General features: G+C 64.7%; 22 protein-coding genes. 10 read left to right on the top strand and 12 right to left on the bottom strand.

Going from position 1 to position 24,605, the window contains the following annotated elements:
- Positions 1-20: 20 nt before the first annotated feature.
- The 6 genes from L6639_RS18570 to L6639_RS18545 all read right to left on the bottom strand — a co-directional run bounded on the left by L6639_RS18570 (position 21) and on the right by L6639_RS18545 (position 5,641).
- The gene (locus tag L6639_RS18570) at positions 21-1,250 is read right to left on the bottom strand and encodes an ABC transporter substrate-binding protein (RefSeq protein WP_237863156.1); all 1,230 of its coding nucleotides are present in this window, start codon (positions 1,248-1,250) and stop codon (positions 21-23) included.
- 40 nt (positions 1,251-1,290) lie between these two features.
- A complete protein-coding gene (locus L6639_RS18565) occupies positions 1,291-2,307 on the bottom strand; it encodes a branched-chain amino acid ABC transporter permease (RefSeq protein WP_237863155.1) in 1,017 nt (338 codons plus the stop codon).
- Positions 2,308-2,309: 2 nt separating this feature from the next.
- On the bottom strand, positions 2,310-3,188 hold the full coding sequence (locus tag L6639_RS18560; protein WP_237863154.1) for a branched-chain amino acid ABC transporter permease: 879 nt from the start codon (positions 3,186-3,188) through the stop codon (positions 2,310-2,312).
- Positions 3,189-3,200: 12 nt separating this feature from the next.
- A complete protein-coding gene (locus tag L6639_RS18555) occupies positions 3,201-3,914 on the bottom strand; it encodes an ABC transporter ATP-binding protein (RefSeq protein WP_237863153.1) in 714 nt (237 codons plus the stop codon).
- Positions 3,911-4,708, bottom strand: a complete 798-nt coding sequence (locus L6639_RS18550; RefSeq protein WP_237863152.1) for an ABC transporter ATP-binding protein — start codon at positions 4,706-4,708, stop codon at positions 3,911-3,913. Before L6639_RS18550 ends, L6639_RS18555 begins: the two co-directional genes overlap by 4 nt.
- A 66-nt stretch (positions 4,709-4,774) precedes the next feature.
- Entirely contained in the window at positions 4,775-5,641 is an 867-nt protein-coding gene (locus L6639_RS18545; protein WP_237863151.1) for an IclR family transcriptional regulator, read from the bottom strand.
- A gap of 129 nt (positions 5,642-5,770) precedes the next feature.
- On the opposite strand from L6639_RS18545, the gene L6639_RS18540 reads away from it, so the two are divergent.
- The 8 genes from L6639_RS18540 to L6639_RS18505 all read left to right on the top strand — a co-directional run bounded on the left by L6639_RS18540 (position 5,771) and on the right by L6639_RS18505 (position 16,489).
- Positions 5,771-7,867 (top strand): 3-hydroxyacyl-CoA dehydrogenase NAD-binding domain-containing protein, encoded by a 2,097-nt coding sequence (locus tag L6639_RS18540; protein WP_237863150.1) that lies wholly within the window; start codon positions 5,771-5,773, stop codon positions 7,865-7,867.
- Between the two features lie 148 nt (positions 7,868-8,015).
- A complete protein-coding gene (gene pimA / locus L6639_RS18535; protein WP_237863149.1) occupies positions 8,016-9,692 on the top strand; it encodes a dicarboxylate--CoA ligase PimA in 1,677 nt (558 codons plus the stop codon).
- Positions 9,689-10,876 (top strand): acetyl-CoA C-acyltransferase, encoded by a 1,188-nt coding sequence (locus tag L6639_RS18530; protein WP_237863148.1) that lies wholly within the window; start codon positions 9,689-9,691, stop codon positions 10,874-10,876. The genes pimA and L6639_RS18530 overlap by 4 nt, the downstream gene beginning before the upstream one ends.
- Before the next feature lie 16 nt (positions 10,877-10,892).
- Positions 10,893-12,083, top strand: a complete 1,191-nt coding sequence (gene pimC / locus L6639_RS18525; protein ID WP_237863147.1) for a pimeloyl-CoA dehydrogenase large subunit — start codon at positions 10,893-10,895, stop codon at positions 12,081-12,083.
- 163 nt (positions 12,084-12,246) lie between these two features.
- Positions 12,247-13,389 carry a pimeloyl-CoA dehydrogenase small subunit gene (pimD, locus tag L6639_RS18520; RefSeq protein WP_237863146.1) on the top strand — a complete coding sequence of 381 codons (1,143 nt, stop codon included), beginning with the start codon at positions 12,247-12,249 and terminating at the stop codon, positions 13,387-13,389.
- A 124-nt stretch (positions 13,390-13,513) separates the two neighbouring features.
- Entirely contained in the window at positions 13,514-14,287 is a 774-nt protein-coding gene (locus L6639_RS18515; protein ID WP_237863145.1) for an SDR family NAD(P)-dependent oxidoreductase, read from the top strand.
- 106 nt (positions 14,288-14,393) lie between these two features.
- Complete coding sequence (gene glpK, locus L6639_RS18510; protein ID WP_237863144.1) at positions 14,394-15,899, top strand: glycerol kinase GlpK; 1,506 nt, start codon at positions 14,394-14,396, stop codon at positions 15,897-15,899.
- Positions 15,896-16,489 (top strand): GNAT family N-acetyltransferase, encoded by a 594-nt coding sequence (locus L6639_RS18505; protein WP_237863143.1) that lies wholly within the window; start codon positions 15,896-15,898, stop codon positions 16,487-16,489. Before glpK ends, L6639_RS18505 begins: the two co-directional genes overlap by 4 nt.
- A 16-nt stretch (positions 16,490-16,505) precedes the next feature.
- On the opposite strand, the gene L6639_RS18500 is transcribed toward L6639_RS18505, so the two are convergent.
- From L6639_RS18500 to L6639_RS18480, 5 genes are all read right to left on the bottom strand, one after another.
- Positions 16,506-18,353, bottom strand: a complete 1,848-nt coding sequence (locus tag L6639_RS18500; protein ID WP_237863142.1) for a di-heme-cytochrome C peroxidase — start codon at positions 18,351-18,353, stop codon at positions 16,506-16,508.
- A 16-nt stretch (positions 18,354-18,369) separates the two neighbouring features.
- On the bottom strand, positions 18,370-19,758 hold the full coding sequence (locus L6639_RS18495; protein WP_237863141.1) for a Dyp-type peroxidase: 1,389 nt from the start codon (positions 19,756-19,758) through the stop codon (positions 18,370-18,372).
- 6 nt (positions 19,759-19,764) lie between these two features.
- Complete coding sequence (locus L6639_RS18490) at positions 19,765-20,217, bottom strand: hypothetical protein (RefSeq protein WP_237863140.1); 453 nt, start codon at positions 20,215-20,217, stop codon at positions 19,765-19,767.
- 408 nt (positions 20,218-20,625) lie between these two features.
- Positions 20,626-21,774, bottom strand: a complete 1,149-nt coding sequence (locus L6639_RS18485; RefSeq protein WP_237863139.1) for a BBP7 family outer membrane beta-barrel protein — start codon at positions 21,772-21,774, stop codon at positions 20,626-20,628.
- A gap of 120 nt (positions 21,775-21,894) precedes the next feature.
- Positions 21,895-22,842, bottom strand: a complete 948-nt coding sequence (locus L6639_RS18480) for a threonine/serine dehydratase (protein WP_237863138.1) — start codon at positions 22,840-22,842, stop codon at positions 21,895-21,897.
- Between the two features lie 61 nt (positions 22,843-22,903).
- Here L6639_RS18480 and L6639_RS18475 point away from each other — a divergent pair, with 61 nt between their 5' ends.
- A complete protein-coding gene (locus L6639_RS18475) occupies positions 22,904-23,206 on the top strand; it encodes an ArsR/SmtB family transcription factor (RefSeq protein ID WP_237863137.1) in 303 nt (100 codons plus the stop codon).
- A 92-nt stretch (positions 23,207-23,298) separates the two neighbouring features.
- On the opposite strand, the gene L6639_RS18470 is transcribed toward L6639_RS18475, so the two are convergent.
- Complete coding sequence (locus L6639_RS18470; RefSeq protein ID WP_237863136.1) at positions 23,299-23,724, bottom strand: DUF6636 domain-containing protein; 426 nt, start codon at positions 23,722-23,724, stop codon at positions 23,299-23,301.
- Between the two features lie 151 nt (positions 23,725-23,875).
- Here L6639_RS18470 and L6639_RS18465 point away from each other — a divergent pair, with 151 nt between their 5' ends.
- Positions 23,876-24,505, top strand: a complete 630-nt coding sequence (locus L6639_RS18465; protein ID WP_237863135.1) for a glutathione S-transferase family protein — start codon at positions 23,876-23,878, stop codon at positions 24,503-24,505.
- The last annotated feature ends 100 nt before the right edge of the window (positions 24,506-24,605 follow it).

Raw genomic sequence — 24,605 nt, 5'->3', positions numbered from 1 at the left:
CGGACTATTGCCTCAGTGAGTTATTCCGGCGCGACGTCACCGTTCATGATGTCGCCGAACTGTTCCCACTTCTCGCCCTTGAAACGCTGCATCTGCAGCTGGCTGATCGGGGCGAAGTCGCTCGGACCCGTGTTGATCTTGACGCCGGGCAGCAGCGTGTCCGGCGCGAAATCCTTCAGGCTCGCCGCCTGCTTCATCAGGTTGGCGCGGGTGAGGTCGTCACCGCATTGTTCCAGCGCCTTGACCAGCGTCTGCGCGGCACCATAGCCGTAGACGACGCTGGAGTCGGTCTTGTCGGCGCCGGGCATGTACTTGTCGAGGAACTCGACCCACTTCTTCATGTCGGCATCGTTGGCCCAGCGCGGATCGGCGCCGTCCTTGGCGTAAGCCGCCGACAGCACGTCCTGGGAGGCCTCGAAACCGGCCGGTTTCATCACGCTGCCGACCGAGGCCGACACGTTGGTGATGATCTGCAGCGGCTTCCAGCCGAGCTCGGCGGTCTTCTTGATGGTCTGGGCGCCGAATTTCGGCGTCGTGTAGATCAGCAGCACGTCGGGATTGGCGGCCTTGATCTTGACGATGTGGCCGTCGATCGACGGCTCGGAAACCTCATAGCTCTCCTCCATGATGATGGTGGACGCAGCCTTGGCGCCGAAACCGTCCTTGGTGCCCTTGAGGTAGTCTTTGCCGAAATCGTCGTTCTGATAGAGGATCGCGACCTTGGCGTTGGGCTTCTCCTTCATCAGCCATTTCGCATAGATCTGCGCTTCGCTCTGGTAGGAGGGCTGCCAGCCCATGGTCCAGGGGAAGTTCTTCGGGTCGTTCCACTTGGTGGCGCCGGTGGCGACGAACAGCTGCGGGATCTTCTTGGCGTTGAGATACTTCTGGATCGCGCTGTTCGAGGGTGTGCCGAGCGGGTTGAACACGGCGAGCACCTCGTCGCTCTCGACCAGCTTGCGGACCTGCTCCACGGCTTTCGGCGGCGAATACCCATCGTCATAGGTGACGTAGACGATCTTGCGGCCGTTGATGCCGCCCTTGTCGTTGATCATCTTGAAATAGGCTTCTTCGGTCTTGCCGATGATGCCGTAGGCCGACGCCGGGCCGCTATACGGCATGATGTTGCCGATCTTGATCTCGGTATCGGTCGCGCCGGTGTCGTATTTCTTCTGGGCGAGGGCTGCGGTGGAGGCGAGCGTGGCGACCGCCGTTATGAGTGCGGCGGTTCGCAGTGTTCTTACGAAAGTCAATTGGGTCTCCTTGGTTGAAACGACAGTCTTGGTGATGGGGTCAGTTCTTTCTGAACCTGCCCGCGAATTGCTGGCCCAGGATCGCGACCTGCCTTGCGCCATGCGGCACGAGGTAGATGACGAGGAACAGGAGCACGCCGAACACGGCGCCGGAGAGGCCCTTGGAGATGCCCTCCGCGATGTTCGGCACGAAGATGATGAAGGCGGCACCGACGATCGAGCCCGGCAGCCAGCCGACGCCGCCGACGACCATGCCGAGGAACAGCTGGATCGCAAGCGTGATGGTGAAGCTGTCGGGGGCGACGAACTGCACCGCGATGGCGCTGAGGCCACCGGCGACGCCGGTGATGCCGGCGGAGACGCCGAAGGCGAGCGTCTTGTAGAGCGCGACATTGACGCCCATGGCGGAGGCCGCGATCTCGTTGTCGCGGATCGCCATGAAGGCGCGGCCCGAGCGGGAGCGCAGCAGGTTGACGGAGAAGATGTAGATCGCGAGCACGACGACGAGCGTGAAGTAGTAGAGCCACATGTCCTGCGACATCTTCAGCCCGAACGGCGCATCCGGCTTGGTGACGACGAGGCCCTGCACGCCGCCGGTCCACGGCTCGAGGAAGTTCAGCTTGAGCAGCTGCGGCATTGCGGTGGCGAGCGCGAAGGTCGCGAGCGCGAGATAAACGCCGGAGAGCCGCAGCGCCGGCTGGCCGAACAGGAAGCCGACGCCGAAGCAGAGCACGCCCGCGACCGGCAGGCAGAGGAAGTAGGGGATGTTGAACTGCTCCATCATCACGGCAGTGATGTAGGCGCCGATGCCGTAGAACGCGCTCTGGCCGAGCGAGAACTGACCGCTTCCGCCGGTCAGGATGTTCAGCGCCAGCACCGCAAGGCCCAGATAGAGCAGCTGGGTCAGCTGGAAGATCACGAAATTCTTCGCGAACACCGGCACGACAAGGAGCAGCAGCAGCACCACCACCGAGGTGCCTGTGCCCAGCGTCATGGCCCGCTTCGGCACGGCCTCGACGGCCGGGGCTTCCGTGACGACGTCTTCGACAGCGCTCATGATCAAACTCGCTTGACGATGTGCCGGCCGAACAGACCAGCGGGTTTGACGACCAGGACGGAGATGATCAGCGCGAGCGCGATCGGGAGTTTCAGCTCGTTGCCGACGCCGGGGATGTAGGTGCCGGCGAGGTTCTCGAAGATGCCGACCAGGAAGCCGCCGACCACGGCGCCGAACGGGCTGGTCAGGCCGCCGAGCACGGCTGCCGCGAACCCGTAGATCAGCACGCCGCCCATCATGTTGGGCTCCAGGAACACGACGGGAGCGATCAGCATGCCGGCGATCGCGCCGATCGCGGTCGCCATGCCCCAGCCCAGCGCGATCATCCAGGAGGTGTTGATGCCGACGAGGCGCGCCGATTCAGGCACCGAGGCGGCCGCGCGCATGGCAAGGCCGATCCTGGTGTACTGGAAGAAGAAATACAGGCCGAGCAGCAGCAGCACGGTAACGCCGATCATGCCGGCCTGGTGGGTCGAGATCAGTTGGCTGCCGAGGAACGGCGAGGAGCCGAACGGGGTCGGATATTGCTTGATGGTGAAGTCCCAGATCAGGCCGGCCGACGAGTTGATGATCGCGAACAGCGCGATGAAGCCGGCGACGTTGGTCAGAACAGGCGCCTTCGCCAGCGGCTTGAACAGGATGCGCTCGATGGCGATGCCGCCGATGAACGACAACGCCAGCGTGATCGCAAAGGCACCCCAATAGGGCACGCCCCACTGCATCAGCTGCCAGGAGATGAAGGTCGAGAACATCGCCATCTCGCCTTGCGCGAAGTTGAGATGGTCGATGGCCTGGTAGATCATGACCACGGCGAGCGCCATGCAGGCGTAGATCGCACCGGTGGCAATGCCGGCCAGCACCTGGTTGGTAAACAGCTCCATCGTGCCGGCTCCTCAGTAACCCAGATAGGATTTGCGGATTTCTTCGTTGTTCGCGATGTCCTTGGCATTGCCCGACATCACGATACGGCCGGTCTCGATCACATAGGCCTGGTCGGCGAGCTCGAGTGCGAGCTGGGCGTTCTGCTCGACCACCAGGATCGACACCTTGTCCTCGCGGTTGATCTTGCCGAGGATGCCGAACAGGTCGCGCACGACCAGCGGCGCGAGGCCGAAGGACGGCTCGTCCAGCAGCATCAGCCGCGGCCGCAGCATCAGCGCGCGCGCGACCGCGAGCATCTGCTGCTCGCCGCCGGAGAGCGTGCCGGCCTGCTGGGTATGCCGCTGCTTGAGGACCGGGAAATGCGCGTACATGCGCTCGATGTCGGAAACGATGCCGGCATTGTCCTTGCGGGTGATGGCCCCGAGCTGGAGATTCTCCTCCACCGTCATGGTGGTGAAGGTGCCGCGGCCCTGCGGCACGTGGGCGATGCCGTAGCGCACGATGCTCTCGGTGGAGCGGTTGTTCAGCGGCTTGCCGTCGAACTCGATGCCGCCGGTGGAGCGCACCATGTTGCAGATCGCGCGCAGCGTCGTGGTCTTGCCGGCGCCGTTGGCGCCGAGCAGCGTCGTCAGCGAGCCCTCGTTGAGCGAGAAGGTGAGGCCATGGAGCGCCTGGACCTGGCCGTAATAGGCGCGCAGGTCCTTGACGTTGAGCAGCGTCGTCATTGGTCCTTGCTCCCGAGATAGGCCTTGATGACGTCGGGGTCGACCTGCACCTGGGCGGGCGTGCCTTCGGCGAGCTTCTTGCCGAAGTTCAGCGCGACGACGTGGTCGGCGATCGACATCACGAGGCCCATGTGGTGCTCGACCAGCAGCACGGTCATGCCGCGTTCGTCGCGGATGCGGCGGATGAGGTCGCCGAGGACGTGGACCTCCTCGTGGTTAAGGCCGCCGGCGGGTTCGTCGAGCAGCAGGATCTTCGGGTCCGCCGCGAGCGCCCGCGCCAATTCGACGCGCTTCTGCGTGCCGAACGGCAGGCCGGAGACGGTGGTGTGGGCGACGTCCTCGAGATCGAGATAGGCGAGGATCTCGTGCACCTTCTTGTTCACGCTGCTTTCGCTGCGGCGAATCCAGGCGAGGCGCAGCGAGTCGCTGATGATGTCGGAGGAGGTTCGGGCATGGGTGCCGACGCGGACATTGTCCATCACCGACAGGTTCGGGAACAACGCCACGTTCTGGAAGGTGCGGCCGATGCCGATCTCGGCGATCCGGTGCGGCTGACGCTTCAAGATGCTCGCGCCTTCCATCAGGATATCGCCCGACGACGGCTGGTAGAGGCGGGACAGGCAGTTGAACAGCGTTGTCTTGCCGGCGCCGTTGGGGCCGATCAATCCGAGGATCTGGCCCTTGAGCATGTCAAAGGACACGCCGTTGAGCGCGACGATGCCGCCGAACACGACGCTGACGTCGCGAACCGCGAGCAGAGGCGATGTCCCCTGCGCGAGCTGTGCCTGCGTCATCTCGTCTCGCCCACACTCGACAGTGGGCGAAGGGGCGATGCGAACCGCACCCTGACATGACAAAGGCTATCTGATCCCCTCGGCCACACGCGCAACTTTCCCTCCTGATTTCAGCTTTTTGCTGTCGTCTTTTTTGGATAGCGACATCAGACCCCCCAGTGTCGCTTCGATGTTCCTTACCATCGCAAGCAGACGCGGTCCAATGTCGTTGATCAATCGTTCTTCCGTGAAGCGGAATGCCGGCGCGCCACAATTGAATGCGTAAGGCCCGGTTCCGTCGTTGAGCTTGAGCGCGACGCCGGCGGCGCCGATGTCGTCGTGCCAGTCGCCGACCGAGATCGCGAAGCCGTGCTTGGCGACCATCTCGCCGGAACGCTCCAGCCCGTCGCGCATCTTCGGCCAGCGGCTGCCGTAATGTTCGCGCAGCACGCGCGACAGCTCGGTGCGCTCGTCCTCGCCCAGCGCCCAGAAATAGGCGCGACCCATCGCGGTGGTTGCAATCGGCACGCGCGAGCCGACGTCAAGTTGAACGCCGACGGTCTCGCTGCCGCGGCTCTGTCCGAAATAGATCATGCTGTGACGGTCGCGGCCGCCGATCGCGACGGCGCCACCGGTGGCGCGCATCATTTCCTCGCGGAACGGCTCGGACAAATGCCGAACGCCGAGATTGGCGAGCGCCGCGTAACCCAGCGCCATCGCGGCCGGCGCCAGCTGATATTTCTCGAAACGGGGAACCGGCGTCAGATAGCCGAGCTTCGTCAACGTGTAGGTCAGCCGCGAAACCGTCGGCTTCGGCAGGTTGGTGCGGGCAGCAATCTCCTGATTGCCAAGAAGTCCGTCGCTCGGTTGGAATGCGCGCAATACATCAAGCCCGCGGGAAAGCGCGACGACGAAATTCCGATCGGTCGCAGTCTTCTTTCCTGTACGCTTCATCCCTGATCTGCTCTTGCGCGGAGTCGTTGACAACGTCCGTGCTTCAAAATAACCCTGCCGTCAAGATGCGGAATTAAATTCCGCACCGCGAAATCGAACAAAAGTAAATCCCCACCAAGGAGGGAAACCGTGAGCGAAGTGGTCAAGCTTGAGCGTCATGATGAAGTCGGGATCGTCACGGTCAACAGCCCTCCGGTCAATGCGCTGAGTGCCGCAGTCCGCGGTGGTATTCTGGAATGCGTCAAGGCCGCGATCGCCGATTCCGCCATCAAGGGCATCGTGCTGACCTGCGCCGGCCGCACCTTCATCGCCGGTGCCGATATCACCGAGTTCGGCAAGCCGCCGAAGCCGCCCGCGCTCAACGACGTGCTGTCCGAGATCGAGAATTCGCCAAAACCCGTCGTTGCTGCGATCCATGGCAACGCGCTCGGCGGCGGCCTCGAAGTCGCGCTCGCCTGTCATTTTCGCGTCGCGGTCAAGGAAGCCAAGCTCGGCCTGCCCGAGGTGAAGCTCGGCCTCCTGCCGGGCGCCGGCGGCACCCAGCGCCTGCCGCGCGCGGTCGGTCCCGAGCTCGCGGTCAAGATGATCGTCGGCGGTGACCCGATCGGAGCAGCCGAAGCGCTGAAGAACGGCCTGATCGAGGAGATCGTGGAAGGTCCGGCCTCCGGCGGCGAAGCCTTTGTGCGCAAGCTGCTGGCCGAGAAGCGCCCGCTGCGCCGTCTGCGCGACGACGATTCCAAGATCGCGGCTGCGAAGGCCGACCGCTCGATCTTCACCAATGCGGTCGCGGCGATGACCAAGAAGTCGCGCGGCCTGGAGGCCCCGTTCGCGGCGGCCGACGCCGTCGGCTACGCCATCGACCTGCCGTTCGACGAAGGTCTAAAGAAGGAGCGCGAGGGTTTTCTCAAGCTCGTCGCCTCCGATCAGTCCAAGGCACAGCGCTATGCCTTCTTCGCCGAGCGCGAGGCCAACAAGATCGCGGGCGTGCCCGAAGGCACCAAGTCGCGTCCCGTTAACCGTGTTGCCATTCTCGGTGCCGGCACCATGGGCGGCGGCATCGCGATGTCGTTTGCAAACGCGGGCGTTCCCGTCACTTTGATCGAGACCGGTGAAGAGCAGCTCAAGCGCGGCATGGGCATCATGCAGAAGAACTGGGAAGCGACCGCGGCGCGCGGTGGCATCCCGGCGGATGCACCGGCCAAGCGCATGGCGCTGATCAATGGCGTCGTCGGGATCGAGAATGTCGGCGATGCCGATCTCGTCATCGAAGCCGTGTTCGAGACCATGGCGGTGAAGAAGGAAGTGTTCGGCAAGCTCGACCAGTATGCCAAGCCAGGCGCCGTGCTCGCCTCCAACACCTCGTACCTGAACATCGACGAGATCGCGAAGGCGACCAAGCGTCCGCAGGACGTGCTTGGTATGCACTTCTTCTCGCCGGCCAACGTCATGAAGCTCTGCGAGATCGTCCGGGCCGACAAGACCGCGCCGGACGCCCTTGTCACGGCTGTGACGATCGCGCGCAAGATTGCGAAGGTTCCGGCTGTGGTCGGCGTCTGCGACGGCTTTGTCGGCAATCGCATGCTCGCCCAGCGTGGCAAGCAGTCGGAGAAGCTCCTGTTCGAAGGCGCGCTGCCGCAGCAGGTCGACGCCGTCGTGACGAAGTTCGGCATGCCGATGGGACCGTTCGCGATGGGCGACCTCGCCGGCCTCGACATCGGCTGGCGCTCGCGCAAGGACCGCGGCATCAAGTCGGAGATCGCGGACGCGCTCTGCGAAGCCGGCCGCTTCGGCCAGAAGACCGGCAAGGGCTACTACAAGTACGAAGCCGGCTCGCGCGCGCCGATGCCCGATCCTGAGGTCGAGAAGCTTATCGACGAGACGCTGCTGCGTCTCGGCCGCAAGAAGCGCATCGTCAGCGACGACGAGATCCTCGAGCGCATGATGTATCCGATGATCAACGAGGGCGCGAAGATCCTCGAAGAGGGCATCGCGGCGCGTCCCTCCGACATCGACGTGGTCTGGCTCTATGGCTATGGCTGGCCGATCTACCGCGGCGGCCCGATGTTCTGGGCCGACACCGTCGGCCTCAAGCACATCGCCGATCGTCTGTCCTTCTACGCCAAGGAGACCAACGACCCGAGCCTCGAGCCCGCCCCGCTGCTGAAGAAGCTCGCGGCAGAGGGCAAGACGTTCGCGTCGCTGGCCGCGGAGTCGAAGGCAGCTTGATCGGGGCTTGCACTCTCGGCGTCATTCCGGGATGGCCCGCAGGGCCAGGCCCGGAATCCATTTCGCCTCTGAGTGCGCTGCCTAATGGATTCCGGGTTCGCGACTTCGTCGCGCCCCGGAATGACGGTTAGTGTGGTTTAAGGAAGCAATGACCCATCCCGGCGAACAGTTTTACCCCGAGGGCGTGCATTGGGACGACACCATCGTCCAGGGCACGCTGCCTGACCTGCTCACGACGGCCGCTGCAAACTACGGCCCACGCACCGCACTGGAATTTCGCGATCGTCCGATCAGCTATGCCGAGCTCGCCGCCATGGCCGAGCGCGCGGCGGCTGCGTTCCTGCGCGCCGGCTGCGGCAAGAACACGTCCGTCGCGCTGTTCCTCGGCAACACGCCGGACCATCCCGTCAATTTTTTCGGCGCGCTGAAGGCTGGCGCCCGCGTCGCGCATCTGTCGCCGCTCGATGGCGAGATCGCGCTGACGCACAAGGTGTCCGACTCCGGCTCGCGCCTGCTCGTCACCTCGAACCTCCAGGCGCTGTTGCCGACCGCACTGAAATTTCTGGAGAAGGGACTGATCGACCGCCTCGTCGTCTGCGAGGACGACAGCTGGGGCAAGATCGGCACGCCGCAGGCGGCAATTCCCGATGATCCGCGCATCATCACTTTCAAGGCCTTCGTCGAGGGCGCGATGTCCCCGGCGCAATGGCCCGCGGTCGCGGTCGATGACGTCGCGCTGCTGCAATATACCGGCGGCACCACCGGTCTACCCAAGGGCGCCATGCTCACGCACGGCAATCTCACCTCTGCGGTATCGATCTACGACGTCTGGGGCAAGCCGGCCCGCGCGGCCCGCGGCGACGTCGTCGAGCGTGTGATCTGCGTGCTGCCGCTGTTCCACATCTATGCGCTGACCGTCGTCCTGTTGTCGTCGCTCCGCCGCGGCAATCTGATCTCGCTGCACCAGCGTTTCGACGTCGAAGCCGTGATGCGCGACATCGAGGTCAAGCGCGCGACCTATTTCCCCGGCGTGCCGACGATGTGGATCGCGATCGCCGCACTCCCCAATCTCGACAAGCGCGACTTCTCCTCGCTCACCGCCATCGGCTCCGGCGGCGCGCCGCTGCCGGTCGAGGTCGCACGATTCTTCGAGAGCAAGGTCGGCAAGAAGCTCAGGAGCGGCTGGGGCATGACCGAAACCTGCTCGCCGGGCACCGGACATCCGCCTACGGGGCCCGACAAGCCCGGTTCGATCGGCCTGATGCTGCCCGGCATCGAGCTCGATGTCGTCTCGCTGGACGATCCGACGAAAGCGCTGCCGCCGGGCGAAGTCGGCGAGATCCGCATCAAGGGCCCGAACGTCACCAAGGGCTATTGGAATAAGCCGGCGGGATCCGCGGAGGCCTTCATCGACGGCCGCTTCCTCACCGGCGACATCGGCTATGTCGACACCGACGGCTATTTCTTCCTGGTCGACCGCAAGAAGGACATGATCATCTCAGGCGGTTTCAATGTCTATCCGCAGATGATCGAGCAGGCGATCTACACCGTTCCAGGCGTGCACGAGGTGATCGTGCTCGGCATTCCCGACCAATACAGGGGCGAAGCCGCCAAGGCCTTCATCAAGCTCAGGCCGGACGCAAAGCCGTTCTCGCTCGACGAGCTGCGTGCGCAGCTCGCCGGGAAGGTCGGCAAGCACGAAATGCCCGCGGCGGTCGAGTTCGTCGACGATCTGCCGCGCACGCCGGTCGGAAAGCTGTCGCGCCACGAGTTGCGCCAGCAACAGAAACCATCACAATCCACCCAAACAGGAGGTCGCTCTTGACCGACGCCGTCATCGTTTCCACCGCCCGTACGCCGATCGGCAAGGCCTATCGCGGCATGCTCAATGCCACCGAAGGCGCCACGCTGCTCGGCCACGCCATTGGTGAAGCTGTCGCGCGCGCAAAAGTCGATCCGAAGGAGATCGAGGACGTCGTGATGGGCGCGGCGCTCCAGCAGGGCTCGACCGGCGGCAACATCGCGCGCAAGGCGCTGCTTCGCGCCGGTCTCCCGGTCACCGTCGCCGGCACCACCATCGACCGCCAGTGCGCCTCCGGCCTGCAGGCGATCGCGCTGGCCGCACGCTCGGTGATCTTCGACGGCGTCGAGGTCGCGGTCGGCGGCGGCGGCGAGTCGATCAGCCTCGTGCAGAACGACAAGATGAACGGTTTCCACGCCCAGGACCCCGCGCTGCTCAAGATCAAGGGCGAGGTCTACATGCCCATGATCGACACCGCCGAGATCGTCGCCAAGCGCTACGGCATCTCGCGCGAACGGCAGGACGAATATTCGCTGGAGAGCCAGCGCCGCACCGCCGCCGCCCAGCAGGGCGGCAAGTTCAGGGACGAGATCGCGCCGATCACGACGCAGATGGCCGTCACCGACAAGGCGACCGGCACTGTCTCGATGAAGGAAGTGACGCTGTCGCAGGACGAAGGTCCGCGCCCCGAGACCACGCTCGAAGGCCTCGCCGGCCTCAAGCCCGTGCGCGGTGACGGTTTCTCCATCACCGCCGGCAATGCCAGCCAGCTCTCCGACGGCGCCAGCGCCTCGGTGATCATGAGCGACAAGGAAGCGGCCAAGCGCGGCCTCAACCCGCTCGGCATCTTCCGCGGCTTCGTCTCCGCCGGCTGTGAGCCCGACGAGATGGGCATCGGTCCTGTGTTCGCCGTGCCGCGCCTGCTCAAGCGTCATGGCCTCAAGGTCGACGACATCGGTCTCTGGGAGCTGAACGAAGCCTTCGCGGTGCAGGTTCTGTATTGCCGCGACAAGCTCGGCATCGACCCCGAGAAGATCAACGTCGATGGCGGCGCGATCGCAGTCGGCCATCCCTACGGCATGTCGGGAGCGCGCCTGACCGGCCACGCGCTGATCGAAGGCCGCCGCCGCAAGGCCAAGTACGCAGTCGTCACCATGTGCGTCGGCGGCGGCATGGGCGCGGCCGGGCTGTTTGAGATTTTGCAGTAATTCACAGGAGGATCCGATGGATCTCGCATTCACGAAAGAAGAGCAGGCGTTTCGCGAGGAAGTGCGGTCATTCTTCCGCGACAACGTGCCGCCGGATACGCGGCGCAAGCTGGTCGAGGGTCGTCATCTCACCAAGGACGAGATGGTGACGTGGTGGCGCATCCTCAACAAGAAGGGCTGGGGCGTCAGCCATTGGCCGAAGCAATACGGCGGCACGGGCTGGACCAGCGTGCAGCACTACATCTTCAATGAAGAGCTGCAGTCCTATCCGGCGCCGCAGCCGCTCGCCTTCGGCGTCAGCATGGTCGGTCCCGTCATCTACACCTTCGGCAACGAAGAGCAGAAGAAGAAGTATTTGCCGCGCATCGCCAATGTCGATGATTGGTGGTGCCAGGGCTTTTCGGAGCCGGGCTCCGGGTCCGATCTCGCTTCGCTCAAGACCAAAGCCGAGCGCAAGGGCGACAAGTGGATCATCAACGGCCAGAAGACCTGGACCACGCTGGCCCAGCACGCCGACATGATCTTCTGCCTCTGCCGCACCGACAACAATGCGAAGAAGCAGATGGGCATCTCCTTCATCGTGTTCCCGATGAAGTCGAAGGGCGTCACCGTGCGCCCGATCCAGACCATCGACGGCGGCCATGAGGTCAACGAGGTGTTCTTCGACGACGTCGAGGTGCCCGTCGAGAACCTGATCGGCGAAGAGAACAAGGGCTGGGATTACGCAAAATTCCTGCTCGGCAACGAGCGCACCGGCATCGCGCGCGTCGGCGTCTCCAAGGAGCGGCTGCGCCGCATCCGCGACCTCGCCGGCAAGGTCGAATCCGGCGGCAAGCCGATCATCCAGGACTCCGCCTTCCGCGAGAAGCTGGCGGCCTGCGAAATCGAGCTGAAGGCGCTCGAGCTGACGCAGCTGCGCGTCGTCGCCGACGAGGGCAAGCACGGCAAGGGCAAGCCCAATCCGGCGTCCTCGGTGCTGAAGATCAAGGGCTCCGAGATCCAGCAGACCACCACCGAGCTGCTCATGGAAGTGATCGGTCCGTTTGCCGCGCCCTACGATTTGCACGGCGACGACGGCTCCAACGAAGCCATGGACTGGACCGCTCAGATCGCGCCGAGCTACTTCAACAACCGCAAGGTCTCGATCTACGGCGGCTCCAACGAGATCCAGCGCAACATCATCGCCAAGGCGGTGCTGGGGCTTTGAGGCGACAATGACGCTGTCGTCCCCCGCGAAGGCGGGGGACCCAGTACGCCGCGGCGGTCGTGGGTACGGCAGGCGGTTGCGTTTACTGGATCCCCGCATTCGCGGGGATGACGTCTGAGGGTGAAGCGACGGCAGGGCAATTCCCGCCGATTTGGAGAGAAACATGGATTTTGACCTGACCGAGGAGCAGCGGCTCCTGAAGGACAGCATCGACGGCCTGCTGACCGACTCCTACGATTTCGAGCAGCGCAAGAAGTACATGAAGGAAAAGGGCGGCTGGAGCAAAGCCGTCTGGGGCAAGCTCGCCGAGCAGGGCCTGCTCGGCCTGCCTTTCGCGGAAGCCGATGGCGGCTTCGGCGGCGGCGGCGTCGAGACCATGATCGTGATGGAAGCGCTCGGCAAGGCGCTGGTGCTCGAGCCCTATCTGGCAACGGTCGTGATCGGCGGCGGCTTCCTGCGCCACGCCGGCACCGATGCGCAGAAGGCCGCGCATGTGCCTGGGATCGTCGACGGCAGCAAGACGCTGGCGTTTGCCCAGCTCGAGAAGAACTCGCGCTACGATCTGTTCGACGTCGCAACGACGGCGAAGAAGAAGGGCGACGGCTGGGTCATCGACGGCGAGAAGTTCGTCGTGCTCAACGGCGAAAACGCCGACACGCTGGTCGTCACCGCCCGCACCAAGGGCAACCGCCGCGACACGACCGGCATCGGCGTGTTCCTGGTCCCGGCGGACGCCAAGGGCGTCACCAGGAAGTCCTACCCGACCCAGGACGGCCTGCACGCCGCCGACATCACCTTTACGGGCGTCGAGGTCGGCGCGGATGCGGCGATCGGCAACCCCGAGGACTCGCTTGCGCTGATCGAACGCGTGGTGGACGAAGCCCGCGTCGCGCTCTGCGCCGAGGCGGTCGGCCTGATGGATGAGTCGCTCAAGACCACGGTCGAGTACATCAAGACGCGCAAGCAGTTTGGCGTCGCGATCGGCTCGTTCCAGTCGCTCCAGCACCGCGCCTCCGACATGTTCGTCGCGGCCGAGCAGGCCCGCTCGATGTCGATGTTCGCGACCATGGCTGGTGATTTCGAGAACGCCAAGGAACGCAGCAACGCCATCGCCGCGGCCAAGGCGCAGATCGGCAAGTCGCTGAAATTCGTCGGCCAGCAGTCGATCCAGCTCCATGGCGGCATCGGCATGACCATGGAGGCGAAGATCGGCCACTACTTCAAGCGCCTGACCATGATCGAGAACACTTTCGGCGACACCGACTACCACCAGCGCCGCGTCGCCGATGCGGGTGGGTTGATCTAGTCGCCCCTGCCGTCATTGCGAGGAGCTCTTGCGACGAAGCAATCCAGCTTTCTCCGCGGAGAGATCCTGGATTGCTTCGCTGCGCTCGCAATGACGGAGGCCGTTGAAGCATCGGAGTAAAAAAATGAAAAACACCCCGTTCGATCTCACCGGAAAAGTCGCCGTCGTCACCGGCTCCAGCCGCGGCATCGGCCGCTCCTCGGCCGAGCTGCTTGCCAAGCTCGGCGCAAAAGTCGTGGTGTCGTCGCGCAAGGCCGATGCCTGCAAGGAAGTCGCCGATGGCATCAACGCCTCAGGCGGCGATGCCATCGTCATTCCCTGCAACATCGCGCGCAAGAACGAGGTCGAGGCGCTGATCTCGGGCGCGACGAAGCACTACGGCAAGATCGACATCCTCGTCTGCAACGCGGCCGTGAACCCGTATTACGGCCCGCTGCTCGACATCACGGATGAAGCCTTCGACAAGATCATGGGCTCGAACGTCAAGAGCAACATCTGGCTCTCCGCGCTCGCGATCCCTGAGATGGCCGAACGCGGCAAGGGCTCGGTCATCATCATCTCCTCGATCGGGGGCCTGCGCGGCTCCACCGTGATCGGCGCCTACGGTATTTCGAAAGCCGCGGACTTCGCGCTGTGCCGCTCGCTCGCCGGCGAATGGGGCCCGAAGGGCGTCCGCGTCAACTGCATCGCGCCTGGCCTCGTCAAGACCGATTTCGCCCGCGCGCTCTGGGAAGACGAAGCCAACCTCAAGCGCCGCACCGCCACCACGCCGCTCCGCCGCATCGGCGAGCCCGACGAAATCGCCGGCGCCGTCGCCTACCTTGCCTCCGACGCCTCGAGCTTCATGACCGGCCAGACCATCGTGATCGACGGCGGCGTCACCACGGCGGCGGTGTAGGGTTTCGCCGGGACGACGGAGAGATATTGACCTTGCCGCCCTAATCCGCTCCTTTTGGCGCGGACACAATGACCCGTCCTTAGGGAAAACGCCAAGGTAAGCCTCCATGTCTTTCGTCCTCGCCATCGACCAGGGCACCACCTCCTCGCGCGCGATCGTGTTTCGCGGCGATATTTCCATCGCAGCGAAAGCGCAGCAGGAGTTTCCGCAGCATTTTCCGGCCTCGGGCTGGGTCGAGCACGAGCCGGAGGACATCTGGACCTCGACCGTGATGGTCTGTCGCGAGGCGATCGAGCAGGCCGGCATCGGGCCCAAGGATATCGCCGCGATCGGCATCACCAACCAGCGCGAGACCACCGTGGTGTGGGACCGTGCCACCGGGCAGGCGGTGCACCGCGCCATCGTCTGGCAGGACCGCCGCACGGCCGACATTTGCGCCAAGCTCAAGGCCGACGGCCGCGAGCCGTTGATCTCGCAGAAGACCGGCCTGATCATCGATCCCTATTTCTCCGGCACCAAGGTCGCCTGGATCCTCGACCACGTCCCCGGCGCGCGTGCCCGCGCCGCCCGCGGCGAGCTGATGTTCGGCACCGTCGATTGCTATCTGCTCTGGCGCCTCACCGGCGGCAAGGTGCACGCCACCGACGCCACCAACGCCTCGCGCACGCTGCTGTTCAACATCCACACCGGCCAGTGGGACGACGAGCTGCTGGAGATCATCGGCGTGCCGCGCTCGATGCTCCCCGAGGTGAAGGATTCCTCCGCGCGCTTCGGCGAGAGCACGCCGGACCTGTTCGGCGGGCCGATTGCGATCTGCGGCATCGCCGGCGACCAGCAGGCCGCAACCATCGGCCAGGCCTGCTTCCGCCCGGGCATGATGAAGTCGACCTACGGCACCGGCTGCTTCGCGCTGCTCAACACCGGCACGACGCCGGTCGCCTCCAGGAACAAGCTGCTCACCACCATCGCCTACCAGCTCGACGGCAAACGCACCTACGCCCTCGAGGGCTCGATCTTCGTCGCGGGCAGCGCGGTGCAATGGCTGCGCGACGGCCTCGGCATCATCAAGCACGCCGCCGAGACCGGACCTCTTGCCGATCAGTCTGATACCATGCAGAGCGTGTATCTCGTCCCGGCCTTCGTCGGCATGGGCGCGCCCTACTGGAATCCGCGCGTCCGCGGCGCGCTGTTCGGCCTCACCCGCAACACCGGACCTGCCGAGCTGGCCCATGCCGCGCTGGAGAGCGTCTGCTACCAGACCTTCGATCTCTGGGCCGCGATGCGCGCGGACTGGCCGAGCTCGGAGGTGGCGAGCGTCGTGCTCCGCGTCGATGGCGGCATGACCGCCTCCGACTGGACCATGCAGCGCCTCGCCGATCTGCTCGATGCGCCGGTCGATCGCCCGGTGATCCAGGAGACCACTGCGCTGGGTGCGGCCTATCTCGCCGGCCTCAATGCCGGCGTCTATCCCGAGCCGACCAAATTCGCCGATAATTGGCGGCTCGAGCACCGCTTCAAGCCGAACATGAGCGATGCCACCCGCGAGCGAAAGCTTGCCGGCTGGGCGCGCGCGGTGAAGGGCGTGCTGGCGAGCGACGAGGGGGAGGGGTGATCCTCCCCGACGGCTATTCCGACATCCCGGCCGGCAAGATTGCCGCCGTCGTCACCCATCTGGAGATGACGGCGCGCCCCGCGCGCCGCGACGATCCGCCCGGCGGTTGGTCGCTGCGCAAGGTCGATGCGCCCGCGCAGGCCTGGTACCGCGATCTCTACCGCCGCGTCGGCGAGGACTGGCTGTGGTCCTCGCGAGCGCAGATGAATGACGCCGAGCTCGCCGCGATCATCCATGCCGCAGGCATCGAGGTCTACGCGCTGGTCGTCGACGGCCGCGACGAAGGCATGCTGGAGCTGGACTTTCGTCAGCCCGGTCAATGCGAGCTGGTCTATTTCGGTGTCACTTCGAGCTTGGTCGGCACCGGTGCCGCCCGCTTCCTGATGAACCGCGCCATGGAGCGTGCCTGGTCCGGCGATGTGCAGCGCGTCTGGGTGCACACCTGCACCTTCGATCACCCCTCGGCCGTGGCGTTCTACCAGCGCTCCGGCTTCATCCCGTTCCGCCGCCAGATCGAGATTGCGGATGATCCCCGGCTCGATGGCACGGTGTCGCGTGACGCGGCGAAGCACGTGCCGATCATAAAGTAAGACGCGGCCGCGCTTCTCACATCGTCTTCAAATATTCCACCAGCGCCCGCCGTTCGTCCGGCGTCAGAAGGCGTCCGATCACGCCGTCCTTGCCATTGCCAAACTCGTGCCCGGTGTTGAAGTTGCCCCGGATCCTGGTGTCGAGCTCGAATCCGCCTTCCAATTTGTCCGTCCGATATCCGACATCGACCGGATCATATTCGCGGTTGCCGAGGTAGAATTTGGTCGGCCGCTCGCTGGCCGGCGACAGCAGGGCATAGAGGTTCGGCACCGAGCCGTTGTGCAGGTAAGGCGGCGTTGCCCAGATGCCGTTGAGCGGACGTGCCTTGTAGGCCAGTGGCGCCTGGATGCCGTTCTCCCGGTAGCCGTTCAGCTCCTCGCGCTTCTCTGGCGCGACAGGCGGTGTCTGGCTGTCATACCAATGCTTGATGGTCTTTTCGGTGACCGCACCGAGCGCCGGGCCGAAACTGTCGGTGGCGATATCGAGCTCCCTGGGCACGGTGACCTTGCGATCGAGCATGTCCTTTGCCTGCGCCGGGTCGGTGCCAACAAGCGAGATGGGGACGACGTTGAGGCGGAGATAACGCTCGCCCGGATAGTGCTCCGCCTTTTGACCTGCTGGCAGCGACCAGCGGTCGGACGTCCAGAATTCGGCACTGCTCACCGGCGCCAGATGGCATCCCTGGCAGAGCTCCTTGTAGAGGGCCGCTCCTTGCCCGGCGCGTGTCTTGTCGATTGGCGGAAGCTCGGCAGGCCATTGCGGCGACTTCAATCCGGTGAAGCCTGTGCCTGCATTCGGTTGCTTGCCGGCCAGCGATTTCTCGATCCTGTCCAGGTTCATGATTTCGATACCCGAGGCGTAAAGACCTCCGGTCGCGCTTGTCAGATTGAGCATCGCCGAGACGCCCATCGCTTCGCCGGCGTTACGCACCATGGGCTGTTCGATCGATGAATTGTACTGGACCCAATCGAACCAGGGGGCATCCCAGATGCGCGGGAAATGCACCGGCGCCGATGTGGCGGCATAGTTGGCGGGAGTCTTGAGATCGACTGCGAAGACCTCGTTGCCGATGCGGTTCAACGCGTCGAGCCTGCCGTATCCTTCGACCACGCTCTGCGGGCCAACCATGGTATCGAGATCGGAAAGCCCCTTGCCCTGCGCCAGCACCTTGTCGAGTTGCGCGAGCAGCTGGGTCTTTTCCACTTCGCTCGGGTTTGCGCCGATCACCCTTTCGGCGAACCTGTCGAAGCGGTAGGGCACGAAGCGCGTGAACGCCAGCGAGAGGCCAAGCGCGGTGCGGAACTTGCCGAGATCAGTGATTGCAGGGCCGCCGTCGACCAGGAATTCCGTGCCCTGATAGGTGAAGCGCCCGGTGTGGCACGCCGCGCAGGTCAGCCCGATCCGTGTCATGTCGGCATAGGGGGCCCGCGGATTCCTCCAAGGCTGTGCGGTGGCATCGACCATCGCCTTGCCGCGCGCCATGCCCACGGGCAATCCGAGCTTGGGATCGGCCGCATCGGGGATGAAGCCGAAACGGTCGAGGTAGACAGGGTCGCTCAGCAGTCCCACCGACGTCAGCGACATCTCCGGCTGCTCGAGGGCCATGAACCATTCGTAAGGGATGTGGAAGGTCGCCGTACCCTGATCGGCGTGGTGAACCCAGTCGCGCTGATCGGTCCAGTTCTGGTCGAGCCAGCGGGTCTTCTGCACGGCTGGATATTCCGGCAACTTCACCCTGATGCCGTCATAGACCTTGGCGACATAGGGATAGGCCACCAGGCCCGCGATCACGATAACAGCGGCAACGACAACCGAGAAGAGCAGGGACAGCGAGCCGACGATGGAATTCGGTTTCCACGCCATTGTATTCTCCAATCAATCATGAGGCTGTGTTCGCAAGGGACTCGGCAAATGATCGCAGCGCCGCGATGCCAGGCAGGAAGAAATATTCGCCGCCGCGCGTGCTCACGAACGCCGGCAGGCCCTGCAATCGACGCCGCGGCGCGCCGGCACGCGGGATCGTGAAGCTTCCACTCCCGTCATTGCCGCCGATCATGGGATCCTTGTCGTTGCCAAGGCCGGCGAAGTCGCCATCGTTGATCCAGACCTTCTGCACGAACTCGAATTGACGGGCGATGTCGGCGTTCACAAGCAACATGATGGCGCCGCGCGCGGCACCGTCGTCGGCCGCGGCGTCCGCAGGCAGGCGCGCGCCGTAGGGCAAACCCTGGCGCAGCAGCCGATGCCGATGGACGGATGCACCATTCGGACCTGATAATCCCGAGCGCGGATTGAGGCGGCGCACATGGGCCCCGATCGGGCAATTCGTCCCGCGCAAATCGTCGAGATAGGTAAAGTCATTATTTCGACTGGCGTCCGCAGCGAGACCAGGGTCGTCCCGTTCTGCGGCCAGGGCCAGCGGCGCGCCGCTTTGCCAGCGTCCCATCATCTTTGCCGCCAGCCGTGCGACGTCAATCTCCTCGCCGGCGGAGCGCCGCAGAAAATCCCTGAAGGCAAAGACATGCTGGTGAAGCTTGCGCAACACCACGAAGCTGCCGTTGCGGCTCAGGCTTGCCGGGCTGGGCAAGTCAGGAACGGCACCGGTCTCGTCACGCTGTCCGAGGACGAACTCACCCGCCCTCAGGGCGCGCCAACCGCCTGCATCAGGGACGCCCGCGCCGGGCAAGAGCGGGTCCCCGCTGCCCTCGATCGCAGGTTGGGTAATCCCGTCACGGTAGCCGAAGTGCTCGATCGCGACGGGCTGGCCATCCGGCCCGGGCAGCAATTGCGCATCGATGGCAGCGAGCGCACTCAGGCCGTTATCGCCGATATCAGACAGCAATGCTGCCGAAGCGGCATCGCGGTCCGCAGAGGTCATCGCACTGACCACGACGAGCGCATGCACGCGCTTGTCGAACGGTGCGTCCCACCGCGCCGGAGCGCTGTCGCCGACGTCGCCGAGCCGATCCGCGCGCGCCGCCATTCCCTGCTGGAATTCCTGTGGGAAGCTCGCAAGGCTCGGCTGTGGCGTAGCGATCGCCGACAGCCCCTGCCACGAGAGGGCTACGTTGAAGGCGAGTGGAGGCGATGCGTCCAGACCCGCCACGGTCGTGCATCGCCCGGCAACGCCACCGAACCATTGCCGGGCTCGCGCCGGATCGCTCACATCAAGCAGATGATATCGCGCGAACGGGAAGCGATAGGGCCGCATCGCCATGCCCTGGATATCGTTCCGATCCAACTCGCTGGCATCGGATGGGGCAGGCATTGTCCGTCAACCGATCTGGTCGAGGAATGTGTCGAACTTGCCCTTCCAATCCAGCGCCTTGTTGATGTCGGCGACGGTGGAGTTCGGATAGGCGCAATAATAGCCGGTGGTTTCGATCGCGCTGCCGAGAATGTAATCGCGCAGCTTTGGATAATCGCGCGCGCCCGGATAGCCTTCGCAATGGCCCCAGATCGCGTCGATCCCGTCGGGGGCGCGCTCGGCGAAATCGCGCATATAGTCTTCGACGTCGCCGTCGAAATTCGTCGCGAACAACAAGCGCGTGTCATTGTCGAAAATGACCCAGCGCACGATATGGATGGTGCCGAGAGACGAGATCTTGCCGCCGTTTGCGGCGGTCAGCCCCTGGAGGGTCCTGCGTAACGCGTCGGCATGATCGGGAAGGATCTTGGTGATTGCGGTGATGGCGCTGATCTTACCCATGGTCAGTACAACGGACATGGCAATTCCTCCTGTTGACCGCCTGAGCCGTTTCGAACGGCTCAATTGCGGCGTGGCTGCATACGTCCCCCTGATTGCTTCGCGTAGGCATACTATCATGTTTGCAACTACAATGTGTGACGTGCTTCACGCATCGCCTGCGACATTCGAACCGCGGCGCGATGCGCGAAACGGTGAGGCATGTGCCATCATCAAATAGTGCAGCACTGCTTCCCCACCGTTGGCTCGCGATGACTGGGTGTAGTGCGCGCCGGCTGTCTCCACGCCGTCATTGCGAGGAGCTCTTGCGACGAAGCAATCCAGATTGCTTCCGCGGAAAGATGCTGGATTGCTTCCTCCTTCGCCAAGGTTTCGGCGGACAAGTCGCTGCGCTCGCAATGACGGAGCGCAGGGGCACCTACGTCGGCCTCAATAATTATACCGCACGCCGACGCTAAATCCCTGCGCGAGCAGGTTCGTCGTGTTCATCACCGGCAGCGGCCGGGTCGGGCCCGCCGGCGGTCCTGGCGGAATCAGGTTCGGATTGATGGTGGTATCGATCAGCCCGCCGGCGCGCTGCACGCCGGTCCAGTACAGCACGTCGTAGCCGACGGTCAGACGCCAGGCGGGCGCAATCTCATAGCCCGCCTTCAGCGACAGCTCCGGCACCGCGGCGAATTTGGTCTGCGAGAAATGGCCGCTGTTGCTGGCGAGCGCGAGGAAGCCGCCCGGCACCGTCGTGGTGACGGCGGCGATCGTCGAAATCGTCGAGCCCGCAACGTCGGCGGTGTTGAGGTTTGCGCCGAGTGCGACCTTGCCGCGCCACTCCAGCGACCACGGGCCATTGCGCCAGTCGCCGGCGAGGCCGAGGTCGAGGCCGTGGAAGTTGCTCGCCGCCTTGAAATTGTCTGTCGACGTGAAGTCGCCGAAGGCGAGGCTGGTCGAGGTGCCGGTGATCCACAGCGTGTCGGAGGCGCGTAAGTAGCGATAGCCGATCAGCGCACTGATGCGCTGCCCGTTCCAGGCGCCGAACTCCTGGCGATAGAGCGCGCCGGCGCCGAGCAGGTGCGATGTCTCGTTGGCGTTGACGCTGCCGGTGAAGACGCCTGGAAAACTTGCGATCAACGCGTCGGGAAGTCCCGTCAGCGCGTTGGTGAAAGGCTGCGTCAGGATCGGAGTGGCACCGGAATTGGCGGCAAAGCCGGTCGAAGCGTTCTCCAGCCCGAAGAACGATGCCTCGACGCCGCTTCTGCGCTGTGGGTCGAACCAGTATCCGGCGGTAATGCGTCCGCCCGAACGCCAGTCATTGTTGACGCTGGAATTGCCGAACAGCACGGTCGTGGTCGGCTGCCCGAGCACGCCGGCTGTGCCCAGCGGCGTGCCGACAGGCGCCGTCGTCACCAGCGCCGGCAGCTTGTCCCCGGTCACGCTCCAGGCGAGATAGTCGGCCTCGGCCCAGAACGGATTGAAATCGACCGCTTTCGGCGGCGCCTTGAGCGGCAGGTCGGCGGCGAATGCGCCGCTCCCCAGCACGATGGCCGCAAATGCCACGCCGACCGCTACCGCCCGTCGATTCATCTGCCGTCCCCAAGGTTCTGCGGACTGAACCATGCGCGATTCTGTTCGGCAAGGCGGAGTGGACAGGGCCACGAAGGAAACCTGCGGCTGTTGCCGCAAAGCCTCGTTGTCGAAGCGCCGCTAGCTATCGAAATTCACCGCCGTCGTATTCGCCCCGCAGACCAGCACCGCGATGCGCTCGCCCGGCGATGGTCGATAGCTGCCGGAGAGCAGCGCTGCAAACGCGGCCGCGCCGCCGGGCTCAGTGACGAGGCGCAAGGTCGACCACAGCGCGTTCTGCGCCTGCCGGATCGCATCGTCGCTGACGAGGACGACGCGCTCGACATACGCCCGTGCGATCGGGAACATCAACTCGCCGACGCGTCGCGGCGCGAGGCTGTCGGCGGCGAGGCCGCCCGCCGGCGCATCGACCGGGGCGCCTGCTGCGAACGCATCGTGCAGGGTCGGCGAGAGCTCCGGCTCGACGGCAATGATGCGCGTCCTGCCGGCGCTCCACGCCGCAATGCCGCCGATCAGGCCGCCGCCACCGACGGCCACCAGCAGCGTGTCGATATCAGGCGCGTCCTGCTCCAGCTCGAGGCCAACGCTGCCCTGGCCGAGCAGGGTTTCGGCCTGGTCGTAGGCGTGAACGGCAAGCGCGCCGGTCCGCGCCACATGCGCCTCGCTGGCCGCGAGCGCATCGGCATAGCGGTTGCCTGCGATCACGAGCTCGGCGCCATAGAACCTGATCCGTTCGGCCTTGGCCGGCGAGGTGATGTCAGGGACGAAAATCGTCGCGGGAATCCCGAGCTGCCGCGCCGCATAGGCGACGGCCGCGCCGTGATTGCCGCCGGATGCGGCGACGATTCCGGCTGGCGGCACCTGCCGCAGCAGCAGGTTGGCAAACGCGCCGCGCGCCTTGAACGATCCGGAATGCTGCAGCATTTCGAGCTTGAACGTGACGGGAGCTGCAGGCAGGCCGAAATCGGCGAGATTGGCCTGCAGCAGCGGTGTGCGGCGGATGTGCGGACGGATGACGGCCTCGGTCGCCGCGATCCGCTCGCGGGTGATGTCTGATGGTGCTGTCATGGCGGTGAATGCTAGCGTATCAGGGTGTTGACATCAATTAGGTATTTAGCAAAATGGCTAAATGAAGTTTGCAACCGCGATGCGCGCCTTGGCCAACGAGCGGCGCCTGCAGATCCTGGAATGGCTGCGGGATCCGCGGCGGCATTTTCGGGCGCAGGTCGACGGCGACTTGGTCGAGGACGGTGTCTGCGGCCTGCTGATCGCCGAGAAGCTCGGCGTCAGCGCACCGACCGTGAGCGAGCACATGCGTGTGCTGACATCGGCAAAACTGGTGCGTGCCAAGCGCATCAAGCAATGGACCATGTACAAGCGCGACGAGACGGCGATCGCGGCCTTGAAGCGCGCTATCCGGGACGGGCTGTGAGGCGAGTGGTCTCGTAGCCCGGATGGAGCGGAGCGCAATCCGGGACAGCGGACCCGGATTCCGCTCCGCTTCATGCGGGCTACATAATTTTCTCAAAACACCTCTTGCTTCCCGCGCGAAAGCGAAAACCCGTGCTGCATGGCATTGAAGCACGTCAGCCCGGTCTGTTCCGAGCGGCAGGTGAATCCTGCGCGCTGCCATATCTCGCCATAGGCGAGCACCGGCAGTGATGGGTCCACGACGGTGTCGCCGGCGCAAATGCGCGCGGAGCCGCCCCTGGCGTCACCCCTGGCGGTCATCGCGAAGGCGTGGCCATAGTCGAGCTCGCAGTCCGGCGGCCGTCGCGGCGGCGTGTCGATTGTCAGTATGTCGCAGCGAAGTGTGTCCTGGCCGTTGTCGGCGAAGACCTGGCAGGCGATGTTCTTCGACGGCATCTGGAAGCCAATCGGACGGTCCTGCGCGCGCGCGAGGGTTGCCGCGGCGAGCAGGGCGAGCACGGTGAATGATCGCAATAGCATGACAGGATTCCCGTTGGGTCGGCGTTGCATTGATTCCGCGTTGTTGCGCTGTGTGCAATGCTCTCCTTCCAAGATATTTGTTGCGCATCCCGCGCAATGACGATGAACTGATCGGCCCTGCCTTATCCCATGCCAGAGAAGAGCGAGAACCATGTTCCTGATTGGCCAATATGATTCCCCCTTCGTCCGCCGCGTCGCGATTGCGCTGCGGCTTTACGGGCTCGCATTCGAGCACAAGCCGTGGTCGACCTTCGGCGATGCCGACAAGATCGCGCCGTACAATCCGCTGCGCCGCGTGCCGACGCTGGTCCTCGACGATGACGAGGCTCTGATCGAGAGCACGATCATCCTGGATTATCTCGACGAGCGCGTCGGGCCTGACAAGGCGATGCTGCCGCGAAACGGCGTCGATCGGCGCAAGCACCTGCGCATCTGCGCGCTCGCGACCGGCCTCGGCGACAAGGCGGTCAGCCTGCTCTATGAGCGCGTGCTGCGGAAGGAGCAGCTCGCGCTATGGGTCGAACGCTGCCGGGCGCAGATCGGCGACGTGCTCAAAGTGCTGGAAGCCGAGCGCGCCAAGGTGACGACGCCGTACTGGCTGGGGACGCGCATCGGTCATGCCGATATTGCGGTGGCCTGCGTCGTCCGCTTTACCCGCGAGGCGCACCCCGACCTGTTCGATGCGGCGCGCTATCCGGCGCTCGCGGCCCATGCCGATCGCTGCGAGGCGCTGGCGCCGTTCAAGGAGATCGTGCAGCCGCTGGCGCCGCCGAAGGGGTAGGCCGGGCTGTCATTCCGGGGCGCGCCACTTGGCGCGAGCCCGGAATCCATCGCGCGACCGGTGACGTGGATAAATGGATTCCGGGCTCGCGCTTCGCGCG

Source organism: Bradyrhizobium zhengyangense, assembly GCF_022012555.1.
GTDB classification, from domain to species: domain Bacteria; phylum Pseudomonadota; class Alphaproteobacteria; order Rhizobiales; family Xanthobacteraceae; genus Bradyrhizobium; species Bradyrhizobium zhengyangense.
The sequence above is the reverse complement of the archived record's forward strand: the minus strand, read 5'-3'. Positions and strand labels throughout refer to the sequence as shown.